Genomic DNA, 13,873 nt, shown 5'->3' on the forward strand with positions numbered 1-13,873 from the left:
AAGTTTCGCCCTGGCGGAACTTGCTTCGTAAGCATCTGCCGTTTTGCGTCAGCAAAACTCGCATCGTAAGGATAAACCGAGTTGCGCCTCGGCGAAAATTATTTCGCAATAGGCACTGCTGTAGCGGCTCCCATATCGATCTGCGCGTTCGGGTTATCCTTCAACTGCTGCAGCGCCGCATCCCCTTGCGACTGCCATTTCTTCAGGGCGTCGCGCGCACCGGTTTTGCCTTGGAGCACTTCCTGGAACACGTTGCGTCCTATATCGCGTACTTGATAAATGTTTTGCTTTTCCCTGTAAATCTTGTAATCATCCTGTCGGTTTGCCGGAGCCAGCTTCGCGAACGCTTCGATATTAAAGTCGAGTCCGTCTTTCGGCTTCAAATATTTTTTGCGGGAAACGAGCTGCTGGTTGCTCTTCGACTTGAGGCGCGCCCAGTCTTCGCCGTTAATGAACTTGATGAATTTCCATGCATCGTCCGGGTTTTGCGCCTTGGCGTTAATGCCCATAATACCGTTCATGCCGATGTACCCGCCCACGCCCGGCGCCTCCTGATGGGTCGGCAGCGAAACGACGTTCCAGTCGATCGGCGTGAACCCTTTGATGTTGGCCGCGCTTTTGTTCGCATTGACGATCTGATCGATTTGCCCGTAGCCGATAATCGTCATCGCAACGCGGCTCGACAGGAAATCGTCGTGCTGGAACGGATTGAAATCCTCCGGATTCGTGCTCATCATGCGTTCTTTCATTTGGCGCGGGTCCTGCACCGGCGGCATGATTTTTTCGTTGTTCAGCTGGACCATCGTCTTCCATACTTTTTCCCACTGATCGGAATCGACCGTCATTTTCTCGCCTTTGTCGTCAAAGACACGCAGCTGGAGAGGAGCCGTATATATATCCATCGAATAGAACAAATCTCCTCCGGAATACGGGCTGAAGGCGAAGCCGTATTTCCGGTTATCCCCTTCTCCTTTGGCGACGCGCCGGGCGAGGTCGAACGTTTCGTCCCATGTCATGCCGTCTTTCGGGTAGGGGACCCCCGCTTCGTCGAACATTTTTTTATTGTAAATAAGGGCGGACGAATAAAACGTCGGAGACAGCGCGTACAGCTTGCCGTCGCCTTGCTTCTTGATACCGTCGATCACCGCAGGCACGTAGTCCGAAACGTCGAATTTGTCTTGGGCGATCTTCGGATCAAGCTGCGTCAGCAGGTTGCTCGAAACCAGGTCGTTCAGCTGCTCGTAGTTCACCATGACGACATCCGGCGGATTGTCGCCTTCCATCGCTTTTTTCAGCTGCTCAAGCGGGTCCGGCATTTTTTCTCCGGGAGCCATCCGCCCGTAGCCGTAGCGGTATTTATCGTCCATCGTCTGCACCATTTCGATCTTGATATTCGGGTTCGCGAATTCGAATACTTCCGTGAACTGCTGACGGAAGTAATCGTCGTCGCCGAATCCCATGCTCGTCGCGATGCGCAGCACGCGTTCGGTTTTCGTATCGGTATTTCCCTGCCCTTTGCTGCAGGCCGCCAGCAGCGGTACCATCATGCTGACAGCGATCGTGAGCGGAACCGCTCGATGAATCCATTTTTTCATTGTGGTTTCCCCTTTTCTCTCACCGTTACGGCGTATTGGTCGGCGAATCGTTCAGGCGCTTCGGGGCCCGGATGATGATCGATTCGCCGTCAAACTCCATCGAAGCTTTATTGTCTATTTTGAGCGCCTGCAAATATGCTTTCGGTATTTGCAGGCGGCCGGCTTTGTCAAGCACGACGTATTCCTCGTGCACCTCCTGAATCGACTGGCCGGCTGTATCCAAATTCGGATTACGTTTAATAAATTCCGTGCTGGTCATCCCGTCGCGGATCGCGACGACGCGGTCCACCTTGCTCGCAAGCGACAAGTCGTGGGTGACGATGACGATCGTAACGCCGAGCTCGCGGTTCAATCGCCGGAAAATGTCCATGATCATGTCGGACGTCCGCGTATCGACGGAGCCGGTCGGTTCGTCCGCGAGCAGCAGCTGCGGCCGGTTGGCCAGCGAAATCGCAATCGCGACGCGCTGCTGTTCGCCGCCTGACAGCTGGTGCAGCTTGTTGTGGATCCGGTCCTTGAGGCCGACCCATTCAAGCAGCTGCAGAGCGTATTTGCGATCGTATTCGCCGCTCAGCATCATCGGCGTTTCGACGTTTTCCAGCGCGGTCAAATAGGAAATCAGGTTGCGCGCGTTGTTTTGCCAAATGAAACCGACTGTTTTCCGCTTGTACTGTACAAGCTGATCGTCGGTAATTTTCAGCAAATCCCACTCGCCGACGCGAACCTGGCCTGCAGACGGGCGGTCGAGGCCGCCCAAAATGTTAAGCAGCGTCGACTTCCCGCTTCCGCTGTTGCCGATGATCGCCATCATTTCGCCTTGCGAAACGGCGATGTTGAGTCCTTGCAGCGCGACGACCTCGATGTCGTCGGTTTTGTATATTTTCACAAGCCCTTCGCACGTGATCATCGCTTATTTCTCCTCCCCCAGCTTGACGGCCTGATGCACGCGCAATCGCCGGATATGCAGCAGGAGCAGCGTCGCCCCCGTCAGCATCATGAAGGCGACGACCATGTACAGCTGATCGGTATCGCGCGCGTTAAACACAACCCTGAACGGCGGCACCTGCGTTTTGACGTTGTCCGCCGTCTGCAGAAACGGCAGGAACAGGTAGCTCGTCAGTTTGCCGATGCCGATGCCGAGTGCGATCGACAGTCCGGCGGTGGAGATTTGCTCGAGCAGCAGCATGCCGGTGAGCTGTTTTCGCGACAGCCCCATCGCCCTCAGGACGCCGAACTGCACGACCCGGCTCGACAGGTTGAAAAACCAGTACAGCACATAGCCGATCAAGGACACGATGACCGAGACGAGGAAGCCGAGGCTGAGAATGCCGAACACCCCGCCGCGTGACGGATGTTTCTTTTGCGTGATCAGCTCGTTTCGCACATCCTGGACGCTTGCGACCTGGATGTTTTGGGCGGCGAGCTTCTCGAGAATCGGGGCGACCTTGGCGCCGTCGTTCATCTTGAGCCATACCTCGTACGGGATCACCGAAGCCTGGTCGTAAATATACTCCAGATTCGTAATGAAAAAAGGCATCTGATCCGGATATTGCCCGGGCCAATAAGGAAGCGACGCCACGACGACGAACTCGAGCTGCTGCTGCGCGACCGAGATCGTGATCAAATCGCCCTCCTTGATCTGGTACTTTTGGGCGAAGCCGCTCGGAACGATCACCGCCTGCTCGTATGTGCCGAGCAGGTTCAAATATTGATTCGGGTGCGCCTTGAACAGGTCGCGCCGGAACCAGCCGACCTTGGCGAAATCGACATTGTCGATGCCAAGCACCATGCCTTGGCCGGCCGACTTGCCGCCTACAACCACATTCCCTTTCGTCTTCAGCACGCGCGCTGCGGCGGAGACGCCGTCCAGCTCGCGAAACACCTCGAAAGGCGGCTCCACGTAGCGCACTTTCGAAGGAGGCGGTTCCCCGCCGGGCCCTCCCGGCATGCCGCCCGGAACTCCGCCAGCGCCTTGGCCGGATCCTTGACCGCCTCCGGCTCCCTGCGCTCCGCCGCCTCCCGCCTGGCTGCCGCCACCCTGCTGCTGGCCCGCGTTCGGATCGGGCAAATCGTCGGAGAAGCCTTCCCATACCGTCTGGATGATGACGTCCGTGCCGTATTTGTACAGCGTCCGTTCGGTCGAGTTCAGATCGATCGTGCGGGCTGCGGACGAGTTGTATACGCCGAGCCCGAGCGTCAGGATGAGCAGCAGCATGAGCGGGTAATACGCTTTGGACGAACGCGACAGCTGCGTCAGCGTTAAATACACCGGTACCGGCAAAAACCTTCTGCCGAGCCAATTGCCCAGACGCAGCAGCCATGGGAATACGCGCAGGAAAAAAAGTCCGAGCGCAATGATCGACAGCGCGGGCACGAAGAACAGCAGCGGATGCACCTGCAGCTGGTCGCTTGTCAGCCCTGTCTGCAGCGACAGCATCTGGCGCTGGTCGAAAAGGTAGTAGCCGTAGCCGACGAGCGCGAGCAGCGCGAGATCGAGAAACCAGCGCTGCCATACGGGAGCGCGGTCCGAACGGGCGAGCTGCTTCTTATAGTCGACGATCGACGCTCTGGCGTACAGGATCGCCGGGATCACGCTCGCGAAGAGTGCGATCACCACTGCGGCGACGCCGTACAGCAGCGCCTCCGCCGATACGCCGACAGGCACCGCCTTCCGGTCGACGAAGGTGAGAAACCCGCTGGAGGAGCCGATGCTTTTGGCCATAAACCAACCGAGCAGCGGTCCGATGACAAGCGAGATGCCGCCGAGAATCAATCCTTCCAGCAAATATACCCCGATGATTTGCCGCGTGCTGCCTCCCCGGCTGCGCAGCACGGCGATGACGCTCCGCTGGCGCTCGAGCGACTGGCGCGCATTCATCACGATGTAATAAAACACCATCGCGATCATCGGCGCCGCCAGCGTGAACAGCAATATTTGCAGCTGCAGGCTCATCTTCTTGAATTCGCCGAGCGTCGGCAAAAACGAAACGTCCACGCGGGTGTCTTTCAGCTTCTGGAACAGCACGATATCGAGCCGTTCCAGCTTTTTTTCAAGCGCTGCGATCTGGCTGGTCTGGATTTCCCGCAGGTCGAACGCGTAATACCAATTCGCCAAATTCAGCGGTATTTTTTTCTGCTTCAATATGTAATCGCCAAACATCGCTTCGCTTACGTAAAACTGGCTTAAAATCCCTTCCATTCCTTGATACCAGTAAGGATCGCCGTCCTGCTTCGGCTTGAACGTTCCGGTGACCTTCACTTTGAGCGGCGCGATGCCGAGTCCGCCGGCAATCGGGTAGCTGAATACGTCGCCGACGTGAATGTCGTTCCGGTACATCGCCTCCTCGTGAATAACGGCCTCGACGACGCCGTTTTCCACCTTGTCCGAAGGGAGCTGCCCGTTTGTCATCTCCACGTGGTCGGCAAGATCGTTTTGACCGACGATCGTCATTTGCCGGCGTTTGCTCGGATCCACCTTCGACGGGTCTTCCGGTGTAATTTGCGTGCCGCGGATCGAGTAGCTTCGCACATATGCGCCGTAAGGAAACCCGATTTCCTGCGGCAGCTCGCTTTGGATATATCCGTCCACATCGGCCAGCGCATCCAGGTCCGCCCTGTCGCTTCCCACCGCCTGGTAGCGGATCAGCACCGCTCCGGCCGGAAAGCCGCTGTTTTTCTCCTCCAGCGTTTTGGCGACGACCCGTTTCAGCGAACCGTCCGCGTACATCGGGATGCTCGTCGTAAAGGCGACCGCCATGATCAGTCCGAGCAACGTGCTGGCCGTCAGCCATCGGGTATTCCACATTTTGCGGTATAAAAACCGCAGCATCGGCATGCCCATCAGCGACCCACTACTTTCTGCCCCGGCGTAAGTCCCTTCACGATTTCCACGTCGGTTGAGGTTTGTTGGCCGATCTCCACATCGACTTCCCGCTTGTTGCCTTTATCGTCCACCACCTGCACATAGTTGCGCCCCGAATACGAACGCAGCGCCGCAAGCGGGATCGTGACCGCATTTTCCTTGCGCTGGGTAATGATGGACACGCTCAGCGGCGTCCCCCGGTTTAAATTAGGCGGAAATTCGTCCAATTGAATCAACAAATAATTGTCGATCGAATCCGGCACGCGCTGCTGCCCGTTCGATTGCCCGGGGAAGCCGCCACCGGACTGCGAGCCGCCGCTTGTCGAATCCGGGTTCGGCAGCTGCAGCACCTTGCCTTTTTGCTGGCCCACGCCGTTGATATCGACGACCGCTTCCATGCCGACCGCCACTTTCTTCAGGTCGTCCGGGCCGATCGTCGCCGCTACGGTGAGCTGATTCAGATCCGCAATCACGGCGACCGCGTCGTAAGCCTTCACGGTATCGCCTTTTTTCAAATAAACGGAGACGACGGTGCCGGAAAAAGGAGCGGTCAGCTTCGCCCTGGCCACATCCTGCTCAAGCTTGTTCACATCTTCGCGCTTCAGCTCGAAATCGATCTTGGCCTGTTCGAGCTGCTCGGCGCTCATTTCGTCGGCTTTGCGCAGCGTTTCGATCATCTGCAGCTCGTCCTTGCGCAGCTGCAGCTTCCTCTGCTTGAGCTGGGTCTCCTGTTCGGTCACATCAAGCTCGGCGAGCAACTGGCCCTGCTCCACTTTGTCGCCGGTTTTCACATACATCTCCTTAAGCCGCTTGTTCGTATCGTCGGTAAAATAAAGCTCTTCCTCCTTCGTCGCCATCAGCCGACCGGAGCCGCGCACCTTCGTTTCCAACGTTTCCGTCTTGACCGTGTACTCGGGTTTTTTGGACAGCTTCGGCGGATTGATGGCGGGAAGCGTCTCCTCTTCATCTTCCTTAGGGAGCACCGAGCAGCCGCTCGAAACAGCCAGCGCGGCTGCGACGCACACGAGCATCACCGGACGAACGGCTCTTTTAGCCGGCCAAAAATTTTCCATCCACCATCTCGTAGACATGGTCGGCAACCTCCATTATCGTCGTATCGTGTGTCGTCATGCAGATCGTGATATGTTCGTTTGCGATAATATCGCGAAACACCGCCATAATCTGCGCTCCCATCTGCGAATCGAGCTCCGCGGTCGGCTCGTCGGCCAGGATGAGCGACGGCCTGTGGGCAATCGCCTTGGCGATCGCCACGCGCTGCTGCTCGCCGCCGGACAGCTCGAACGGCCGGTGATGCATCCGTTTGCCGAGGCCGACAAGCTCCATGCAGTGGGTCACGCGCTGCTTCCACTGCGATTTCGGCACTCCTGCCATGCGAAGCGACAGCTCGACGTTTTCGTAAGCGGAGAGCAGCGGCATCAGCGCGAACGACTGAAAAATAAAGCCGATCTGCCTCCTGCGGATAAGCGTCCGCTCGTCGTCGCCGCAGCGGTGAAACGGATGATCCATGAACATGATCTCGCCTTTGTTCGGCTGGTCGAGTCCTCCCATCAGATTCATCAGCGTCGTTTTGCCCGAGCCGGAACGTCCCTTCAGCATGATGAGACGCTCCGGATACATCGTCAAATTAATCCCTTTGAGCACATGAAGCTGCTGTCCGCCGACCTGAAACGACCGCTCCACATCCGTGACGGTCAGCAGCGGCTTGGCCGGTGCCGGCGGCGTCTCCCGCAAGCCGGATTGCCCGTCTTCGGATCCGGAAGCGTTACTGTGTTCCAAAGTGCCTTCTGCGTCATCGGGTTCGCGGCGCTCTTGTTTTTTGCGAAACCATGATGCCATGTTTTCTCTTCCTCCTGCTCTGTCCTAGTAAACTAGCAAAATTATGTAAGTATGACATATTTATAGACGAGGCAAATTGGAGAAAGGTTACAGCTTTAAAAAAATTTTAGAAACCGAAATGCCGTTTGTGCCGATGAAATCGCTTTTACTCCTTGTCATTTAACCATAAATTGTCTATTATTACATTGGTTTAAACAATCATAAAGGAGCATTTTACCTATGAGCAGCAAAGAAACAACGGCTTTACACGCTTTGGTGGGCAGCAAGGGGTTCGGCAATTTCATTTTGCTCTGCATCTTTTTTAATGCAATCATCATGGGGCTGCAATCTTATCCTTCCATTAACGCAGCCTACGAATCTTTGTTCGAAATACTCGACGGGGTACTGCTCGGCATTTTTACGGTCGAAATCATACTTAAGATCATCGTTTACCGAAGCCGTTATTTCCGGGACCGCTGGAACCTGTTCGACTTCCTCATCGTGGCGGGCAGCCTTGCCTTCATGCAGTCCCAATTTATCAGCATATTGCGAATGCTGCGGGTGCTGCGGATTCTTCGGACGATTTCGTCCATCCCTTCGCTGCGCCGCATCGTAACGTCACTTTTTATGGCCGTTCCGACGATCGGCAGCATTTCGCTGCTCATGTTCATTATTTTTTATATTTACGGCATTATCGGATCGACCTTTTACGGAGAAATTTCGCCGGAATACTTCGGGGATTTATCTTCATCGCTGGTGACGCTGTTCCAAATCGCCACGTTCGACGATTGGGCGAATATTTACCGGTCAATTGCCGAAGTTTATCCGATCTCGGTGCTCTATTTCATTTCGTTTATTTTGATCGCGGTGTTCGTCGTGCTGAACCTTGTCGTCGGGGAAATCGTCAACAACGCGGCAAAAATCCCTTCGGATGACAATGGCGAAGATGAGCCGGGATCCGGGGATGCGGCGTCCGAAATCGCGCAGCTGCGCAAAGAAGTGCGCGAGCTGAAATATTTATTGCAGGGAGCATCCCTGCCGCCCCAAAGCGAAACGCTCCCGAGGACGCATTCCGGAAGACCCCAAGCTTCCGGAGGTTTTGCGGAGCAAAGCTCTTAAGGCGCCTCCGGCGCCCAGTCCCCACGAAAAAGCCGCAATTAATGCGGCTTTTTTTGTTCACCCGTTAGGGATCATCTGGTCACCTCAAAACCGGCTGTGTTCGTTTTCACTTGAAACCGGTTATCCTCAATCGCAAATTCGGCCGTCGCCGTTACCTCGTAATGTCCCGGTTTTTCAAGTTTATATGTATACGTTTCGGCAAATTTTGCCCTTGCCGGGAACGGACGGGTAATTCCCACCTCAGGCATAACAAAAGTATTCACCGTCTTGCCGCTGCTGTCCTTTATAATGAAATAAAAAATTTTTGCCGCATGCGCCATTGTGAAATCATTGTCGGACAAGTTTTCCAGCGAGGCTTCAACGACGAACTCTTCATTTGCTTTTACCTGTCCGGGGACGTATATTTTTGCCGAAAAAGATTGCTTCTGCTCAGAGGCAGGGATTGAAAAGTCACCCGCTTTGATGTTCGGATTATCGCGATTTTCGGCAACAGGCTCCGGCGGAGTTGAAATTGTACTGCACGCCGCCGCACTCATAAAAACACCGATAATAAGTAGCCACTTTCTCATTGATCATCACCCCCCAATAACAAACGAGAGGATTTCATCATTTGTTTCAAATTTTTTCCTGACAAAAAAATAATGGCCCCCTTCCGGGAGCCGCGGGGACTTCAAATTCAAATTATGCCAAACCTGTCGCGGTTTGGGCGTTTTGCAAATCCAGCTGAATTTGCTGTTTCACCTGAGTCGGGTGATACAGTCCTTTTTGGATCATGTAAGCCGAAATTTTTTCGTGGGAAGAAATCGCTTGGTCCAGCTGCTTTTTCAAAATTTGCCGAACCTCCGGCGTCGTCGCCTCGGTAAGGGCCACCGCGCAATCCTTGATGCCCGTTTTAGCGGCAATCAGCAAATCGTTTGCGATCACCTGATCGGTCATGCTGCCCATCCCCGTCATATTTTCCAGCAGCGTATTCATAAGATCATCTCCGTTCGTCATTGGTTATGTCATACTTTGGATAAAATTGCGGAAAGCTCCTGGATTGCTTGCTTGGATTGCTGTACATCCTGTTGAAGCAATGTTTTCAATTCCGGGTCGGAAGCCAGCGCTTGCATCGTTGCGGATTTGGTCAGGCAAACATTTTTGCTGGACAAAAGCTCTCTCATCTCCAAAATCTCATGCGTCGCCAAGTTGACGGCTCCAATCGTTTGCGCCTGAGGGGATTGCGTCGTCGCGTTCATCTGTTGCACCTCCTTTTGCAAAAGACCTGCCGAACACCACCTTACTTTTTGCTTGTTTCCGCAAGCTTATGCGGCAGGTCCTGTTTTTTCCACTTGCATAAAACCGTTCGGATAAGATACATTAAATACGAACATATATTCGCTATTATGAGGTGGAAAACGATGAGCAAACCGGTAACCTTTGAACATATCCGCTCGAAAACCGCTTTGAACCAAGTAACGGCCCCTTCCATGCCTTTTTCCTGGTCGCTCAATCCGTATCGCGGCTGCCAGCATGGCTGCAGCTTTTGCTATGCCCGCTCCACCCATTCGTTTCTCGGCATGGAGACGGACGATACGTTCCAAAAGCATATTTTTATCAAGGAAAACGTGCCCGAGGCGCTGGAAGAGCAGCTGCGGAAAGCGGCAAGAAGCCGCGGCGGGTTAAAGAAGTTCGGCAAAGTCGCCGTCGGCACGGCGACCGACCCGTACCAGCCGGTGGAGGCGAAAGCCCGGCTGACCCGGCAAGCGCTGGAGTTGTTCGCCCGCTACGGAGTCCCGGTCAGCGTGACGACGCGCTCTCCGCTCATATTACGCGACATCGATTTGCTTCAAGCGATCCCGGACGCTACTGTCAATATAAGCCTCAATACGCTCAATCTTAAAATATGGCGGGACTTCGAGCCGTTCACCCCTTCCCCGCTTGAACGGCTGAAAACGATCGGCCGGCTGGGAGAGATGGGTATCCGAGCGGGAATTTTTATGGCTCCGATTTTGCCGCTTTTGATGGATACGGAGGACGAGCTGCGCCGGCTGCTCGGCGAAGCCCGCTCTTATGCGCCGCGCTTTGTCATGCCGTCGTATTTACGCCTGAATACCCGGGATGTCAAAGTCTGGTTTTTCCAGACCTTGCGTACCGGCTACCCACACCTGGTGGAGGAGTATGCTCGTTTTTACGCATCGTCTCCTTATTTGCCCGCCGATTACCGGAAAGAAGGAATCGCCCGCGTCAACACCTTATTGGAAGAGTACGGATTCATCTCGTACGAACCGTACTCGGGACGGGAAGGCGACGAAGACGAAGCGTCCGAAGAGAAACCGGTGCAGCTCAGCTTCGCTTTTTAAACATCGCCCGTTCGCATAAGCAGCCGCTTCCTGAAAAAAGATATAGGTGTACCTAATCTTAATAAAGGAGCGACTTTCATGAACGCATTGAAAAGCGTTGCTATCGCCGTGCTGCTCATGGCAGGTTTGCCGATGACGGTCATATCCGCGGAATCGGCTTCTGCAAATACGGCTTCCTCCGCTTCAACCACCCGCAATAATGTCGTCACGAACAATAGCGATTACACGCCGTACGGTTCGCTCGGTACGGCGGGTCATTTGGGCACTTTCGGCAATAACGGAACAGGGCCTGCCGGTCTCGGCAACCGCGGCACCGATGCGACGCCGGTCCGCAATTTTGCCGCCCAGCAGGGGACCGGGTATGCAGGAGGGGATAACATCCGGCCCAATTCGATCGGATATGCCGCCGACGGCTCCGTTACCGGCATCACGTACGGAGGCCAGCGCGGAACCGCGTATCGCGATAACAGCTACACCGCCACCTCTGTGGATAACCGGACCAATTACGATTGGGTCGGCTGGCTTGGGCTGCTCGGCTTGCTGGGCTTGTTCAACCGGGGAAGGGCGGGCGAAAACCGCGGATAATAACCGATCCCTTTCGAAAACAGCTTCCTGCCTTTAAGGGAGCTGTTTTCCATTTGCAGCCGCCTATAAAAGACAATGCAGCCGGGTTAAATGTCTGCCTTCAGACGAATTGGTGATTATAGGAAGCAATTGGCACATTTTATACATTGAAACCATTCGGGTACTGTGGTACTTTTTATAAAGTGTCGAATCCAATACGGAAAGTATTGGTACGGGGGACGCTTCGCAATTGGGGTGAATGCAAGATTATTCAAGCTAGGGAAACCTCTTCCCGAACCCGTCAACTAACCTCGGAGGCAATAGGAGGTAAGCTTTGAACAAACTGATAGCAGGATTGGTTTTAGTCTGCTCGATGGTTTCTTTACATTTGTCCGCCCCTGCCCCGGCTAAGGCCGAACCGCTTTTGGCAGATGACGTGAAGGTGCAAGTTAATGATGAGCTTGTGCAATTTCCCGATGCGGAGCCTTTTGTGGACGAGAACAGCAAGCTGCAAGTTCCGGTTCGTACGATGACGGACAAGCTCGGCTATTCGATCGATTGGCAAAAGACGGGCGAACAAATCAAATTAACCATCGCCGGCAAAAAGAAAACAATTGCTTTAACGACGGGAGATTCCACCGCTGTCGTTGACGGCAACAAGGTAAGCTTGGGCACGCAGGCCCGCATTTTGAACGGCCGCGTCTATATTCCGTTTCGCTTCATCTCCGAAACGATGGGAATCCGGGTACAATGGGATCCGGACAATCGGATCGCGATTTTGAACGAGGACGGCCAATATCACGCTCCGGCCTGGTACGCCCCGAAGTACGATAAAATCGTCGAGGCGAAAGCGACGGCGTACACCGGCGCTGCCAGTGAAAACGGAGGCAGAGCGGCAGTCGATTATTTCGGCAACCCTCTGCGGATCGGCACCATTTCGGTGGATCCTAACGTCATCCCTCTCGGCTCGCTCGTCTATATTGAAGGCTATAGCTATGACGGCCTTCCGCAGGGTGGCATGATGGCCAGAGCGCTGGATACGGGCGGCTCCATCAAAGGCAACAGGATCGACATTTTTGTCCCCGGCACACAAAAAAAAGCTTCCGAGTTTGGTATTCAAAATGTAAAAATTTACGTGTTGAAGAAATAAGCTCGAAAAAGCGGCCGCATCCCCGTGCGGCTGCTTTTTCTTGCTTTTTTTGTCATGCATAAGGACATTTTCCCCTATGAGATAATACAAAGGCGAGATGTGCTTACAAAGGGGGGCGGAGCCTTGAAGTCATGGAAACTTCGGATGGCTGTGTTATTGCTCTGCGGTTGCTTGACCGGCGCACCGCCGGCTGTCGCGGGACCGCGCAGCGAGGTTGTTTTTAATATCGAGACGGATCAGAAGCTTATCGCACTGACGTTCGACGATGGCCCTAACCCGGTATACACCCCGCAAATTTTGGACCTCCTGAAGGAACATGGAGCCAAGGCGACGTTTTTCGTATTGGGCAAAAGGGTGCAGTCGTTCCCGCAAATCGCTATTCGCGAGGTGAACGAGGGTCACGAAATCGCCAATCATACGTTTGATCACCATTTTTTGAAAAACGTATCTCCCGACAAGCTGAAGGAGGAGATTCGCCAAACGCAGGAGGTCATTTTCGACATCACCGAGCAAATGCCTCACGTGTTCCGGCCTCCCGGCGGATTTTACGACGATGCGCTGATCGATTTGGCGCGCGAGGACCATTTTACCGTCGTCATGTGGTCCTGGTATCAGGATACGAAAGACTGGAGGCGGCCGGGTGTGCGCAAAATCGTCGATACCGTGCTGAGTAATGTGCATAACGGCGATATCATTTTGTTTCACGACCTCGAAGGGGATTGCAGCCAGACGGTGGAATCGCTCAGGCAAATTTTGCCGAAGCTCAAGGAGCAAGGCTACCAGTTCGTTACCGTGACCGATTTGATGCAGCGAACGTACGGCAAATAGTTTGGGTATTAAAAAAAAGCCTTTCAAGCGGGCGAACTGCCCGCCTGGAAGGCTTTAATAATTTCCTTTCATTTTTCTCCGCACCCAGCGGTATACGAAATAAATAACAACCGCCCAAAAGGCAATTCCGAGCAGAGAAAAACCGGTATTGACCGGATAGCCGTAACCTCCTCCACCGAACCAGCCGAACGGATGAAACAGGCTGCCGAGCAGCGTCCCTGCGGCAAGCCCGCCGAAAAAACCTCCGAACCCCGTTCGGGCCGGAGTTGCCGCCGCTCCGCCGGGAGCCGTATTGCGCGGGTTCCCGGTACCAACCGTATTCGGGTTGCGCGGCCCCGTCGTATATCCCGCTCCTGTACGCGGGGCCGTCGTCGTGCCGCCGCGGGACGGGGAATAGGTGGAACGCCCCGACCTGTAGCCTTGAGTTTCGTATGTGCCGCTTTCCGTTTGCTCTACGCGATCCACCTGCTCGCCTGCGGCTGCAATGGCCGGCGTTTCGAGCAAACCGGCGTGCAGTTGAGCCGCCAATGCGAAGCATAAAGACAAAATCAGACTCCGGCGATGCAAATGAGGCCCT

General features: G+C 54.6%; 14 protein-coding genes and 1 riboswitch. Of the genes, 5 read left to right on the forward strand and 9 right to left on the reverse strand.

What is annotated here, in order from left to right:
• Positions 1-98: 98 nt before the first annotated feature.
• From MYS68_RS14660 to MYS68_RS14680, 5 genes are read right to left on the reverse strand one after another with little or no spacing between them, the layout of a single operon-like run.
• Positions 99-1,595 (reverse strand): ABC transporter substrate-binding protein, encoded by a 1,497-nt coding sequence (locus tag MYS68_RS14660; protein WP_248926554.1) that lies wholly within the window; start codon positions 1,593-1,595, stop codon positions 99-101.
• A gap of 25 nt (positions 1,596-1,620) precedes the next feature.
• On the reverse strand, positions 1,621-2,502 hold the full coding sequence (locus tag MYS68_RS14665; protein WP_248926555.1) for an ABC transporter ATP-binding protein: 882 nt from the start codon (positions 2,500-2,502) through the stop codon (positions 1,621-1,623).
• 3 nt (positions 2,503-2,505) lie between these two features.
• Positions 2,506-5,430, reverse strand: coding sequence for an ABC transporter permease (locus tag MYS68_RS14670; RefSeq protein WP_248930912.1), 2,925 nt, complete (start codon positions 5,428-5,430; stop codon positions 2,506-2,508).
• Between the two features lie 5 nt (positions 5,431-5,435).
• Positions 5,436-6,530 (reverse strand): efflux RND transporter periplasmic adaptor subunit, encoded by a 1,095-nt coding sequence (locus MYS68_RS14675; RefSeq protein WP_420852223.1) that lies wholly within the window; start codon positions 6,528-6,530, stop codon positions 5,436-5,438.
• Positions 6,508-7,314, reverse strand: a complete 807-nt coding sequence (locus tag MYS68_RS14680) for an ABC transporter ATP-binding protein (protein ID WP_248926557.1) — start codon at positions 7,312-7,314, stop codon at positions 6,508-6,510. Before MYS68_RS14680 ends, MYS68_RS14675 begins: the two co-directional genes overlap by 23 nt.
• Before the next feature lie 219 nt (positions 7,315-7,533).
• Between MYS68_RS14680 and MYS68_RS14685 the strand changes: the two genes are divergently transcribed.
• Positions 7,534-8,412 (forward strand): ion transporter, encoded by an 879-nt coding sequence (locus MYS68_RS14685; protein WP_248926558.1) that lies wholly within the window; start codon positions 7,534-7,536, stop codon positions 8,410-8,412.
• Positions 8,413-8,483: 71 nt separating this feature from the next.
• Here the strand turns inward: MYS68_RS14685 and MYS68_RS14690 are convergent, their stop codons facing one another.
• The 3 genes from MYS68_RS14690 to MYS68_RS14700 all read right to left on the reverse strand — a co-directional run bounded on the left by MYS68_RS14690 (position 8,484) and on the right by MYS68_RS14700 (position 9,650).
• Positions 8,484-8,981, reverse strand: coding sequence for a hypothetical protein (locus tag MYS68_RS14690; protein WP_248926559.1), 498 nt, complete (start codon positions 8,979-8,981; stop codon positions 8,484-8,486).
• A 112-nt stretch (positions 8,982-9,093) separates the two neighbouring features.
• Positions 9,094-9,387, reverse strand: a complete 294-nt coding sequence (locus MYS68_RS14695; RefSeq protein ID WP_248926560.1) for a spore coat protein — start codon at positions 9,385-9,387, stop codon at positions 9,094-9,096.
• A gap of 29 nt (positions 9,388-9,416) precedes the next feature.
• Positions 9,417-9,650: a hypothetical protein gene (locus tag MYS68_RS14700; protein ID WP_248926561.1), complete on the reverse strand. Its 234-nt coding sequence runs from the start codon at positions 9,648-9,650 to the stop codon at positions 9,417-9,419.
• Positions 9,651-9,812: 162 nt separating this feature from the next.
• Between MYS68_RS14700 and MYS68_RS14705 the strand changes: the two genes are divergently transcribed.
• The 4 genes from MYS68_RS14705 (at position 9,813) to MYS68_RS14720 (ending at position 13,296) form a co-directional block, all read left to right on the forward strand.
• On the forward strand, positions 9,813-10,754 hold the full coding sequence (locus MYS68_RS14705) for an SPL family radical SAM protein (protein ID WP_248926562.1): 942 nt from the start codon (positions 9,813-9,815) through the stop codon (positions 10,752-10,754).
• Positions 10,755-10,832: 78 nt separating this feature from the next.
• Complete coding sequence (locus MYS68_RS14710; protein ID WP_248926563.1) at positions 10,833-11,339, forward strand: hypothetical protein; 507 nt, start codon at positions 10,833-10,835, stop codon at positions 11,337-11,339.
• A 173-nt stretch (positions 11,340-11,512) separates the two neighbouring features.
• A riboswitch (cyclic di-AMP (ydaO/yuaA leader) is annotated at positions 11,513-11,653 on the forward strand.
• Complete coding sequence (locus tag MYS68_RS14715; RefSeq protein WP_248926564.1) at positions 11,653-12,468, forward strand: stalk domain-containing protein; 816 nt, start codon at positions 11,653-11,655, stop codon at positions 12,466-12,468. Its footprint overlaps the riboswitch before it by 1 nt.
• A 123-nt stretch (positions 12,469-12,591) precedes the next feature.
• Positions 12,592-13,296, forward strand: coding sequence for a polysaccharide deacetylase family protein (locus tag MYS68_RS14720; RefSeq protein WP_248926565.1), 705 nt, complete (start codon positions 12,592-12,594; stop codon positions 13,294-13,296).
• Positions 13,297-13,350: 54 nt separating this feature from the next.
• On the opposite strand, the gene MYS68_RS14725 is transcribed toward MYS68_RS14720, so the two are convergent.
• Entirely contained in the window at positions 13,351-13,863 is a 513-nt protein-coding gene (locus MYS68_RS14725; RefSeq protein ID WP_248926566.1) for a hypothetical protein, read from the reverse strand.
• Positions 13,864-13,873: the final 10 nt, after the last annotated feature.

It is taken from the genome of Paenibacillus hamazuiensis (assembly GCF_023276405.1).
Lineage (GTDB): Bacteria > Bacillota > Bacilli > Paenibacillales > NBRC-103111 > Paenibacillus_AF > Paenibacillus_AF hamazuiensis.

Bases quoted from the DNA above. Each gene is read 5' to 3' on its own strand.
- MYS68_RS14660 (WP_248926554.1), bottom strand. From the start codon at position 1,595: ATGAAAAAATGGATTCATCGAGCGGTTCCGCTCACGATCGCTGTCAGC.
- MYS68_RS14665 (WP_248926555.1), bottom strand. From the start codon at position 2,502: ATGATCACGTGCGAAGGGCTTGTGAAAATATACAAAACCGACGACATC.
- MYS68_RS14670 (WP_248930912.1), bottom strand. From the start codon at position 5,430: ATGCCGATGCTGCGGTTTTTATACCGCAAAATGTGGAATACCCGATGG.
- MYS68_RS14675 (WP_420852223.1), bottom strand. From the start codon at position 6,530: ATGGAAAATTTTTGGCCGGCTAAAAGAGCCGTTCGTCCGGTGATGCTC.
- MYS68_RS14680 (WP_248926557.1), bottom strand. From the start codon at position 7,314: ATGGCATCATGGTTTCGCAAAAAACAAGAGCGCCGCGAACCCGATGAC.
- MYS68_RS14685 (WP_248926558.1), top strand. From the start codon at position 7,534: ATGAGCAGCAAAGAAACAACGGCTTTACACGCTTTGGTGGGCAGCAAG.
- MYS68_RS14690 (WP_248926559.1), bottom strand. From the start codon at position 8,981: ATGAGAAAGTGGCTACTTATTATCGGTGTTTTTATGAGTGCGGCGGCG.
- MYS68_RS14695 (WP_248926560.1), bottom strand. From the start codon at position 9,387: ATGAATACGCTGCTGGAAAATATGACGGGGATGGGCAGCATGACCGAT.
- MYS68_RS14700 (WP_248926561.1), bottom strand. From the start codon at position 9,650: ATGAACGCGACGACGCAATCCCCTCAGGCGCAAACGATTGGAGCCGTC.
- MYS68_RS14705 (WP_248926562.1), top strand. From the start codon at position 9,813: ATGAGCAAACCGGTAACCTTTGAACATATCCGCTCGAAAACCGCTTTG.
- MYS68_RS14710 (WP_248926563.1), top strand. From the start codon at position 10,833: ATGAACGCATTGAAAAGCGTTGCTATCGCCGTGCTGCTCATGGCAGGT.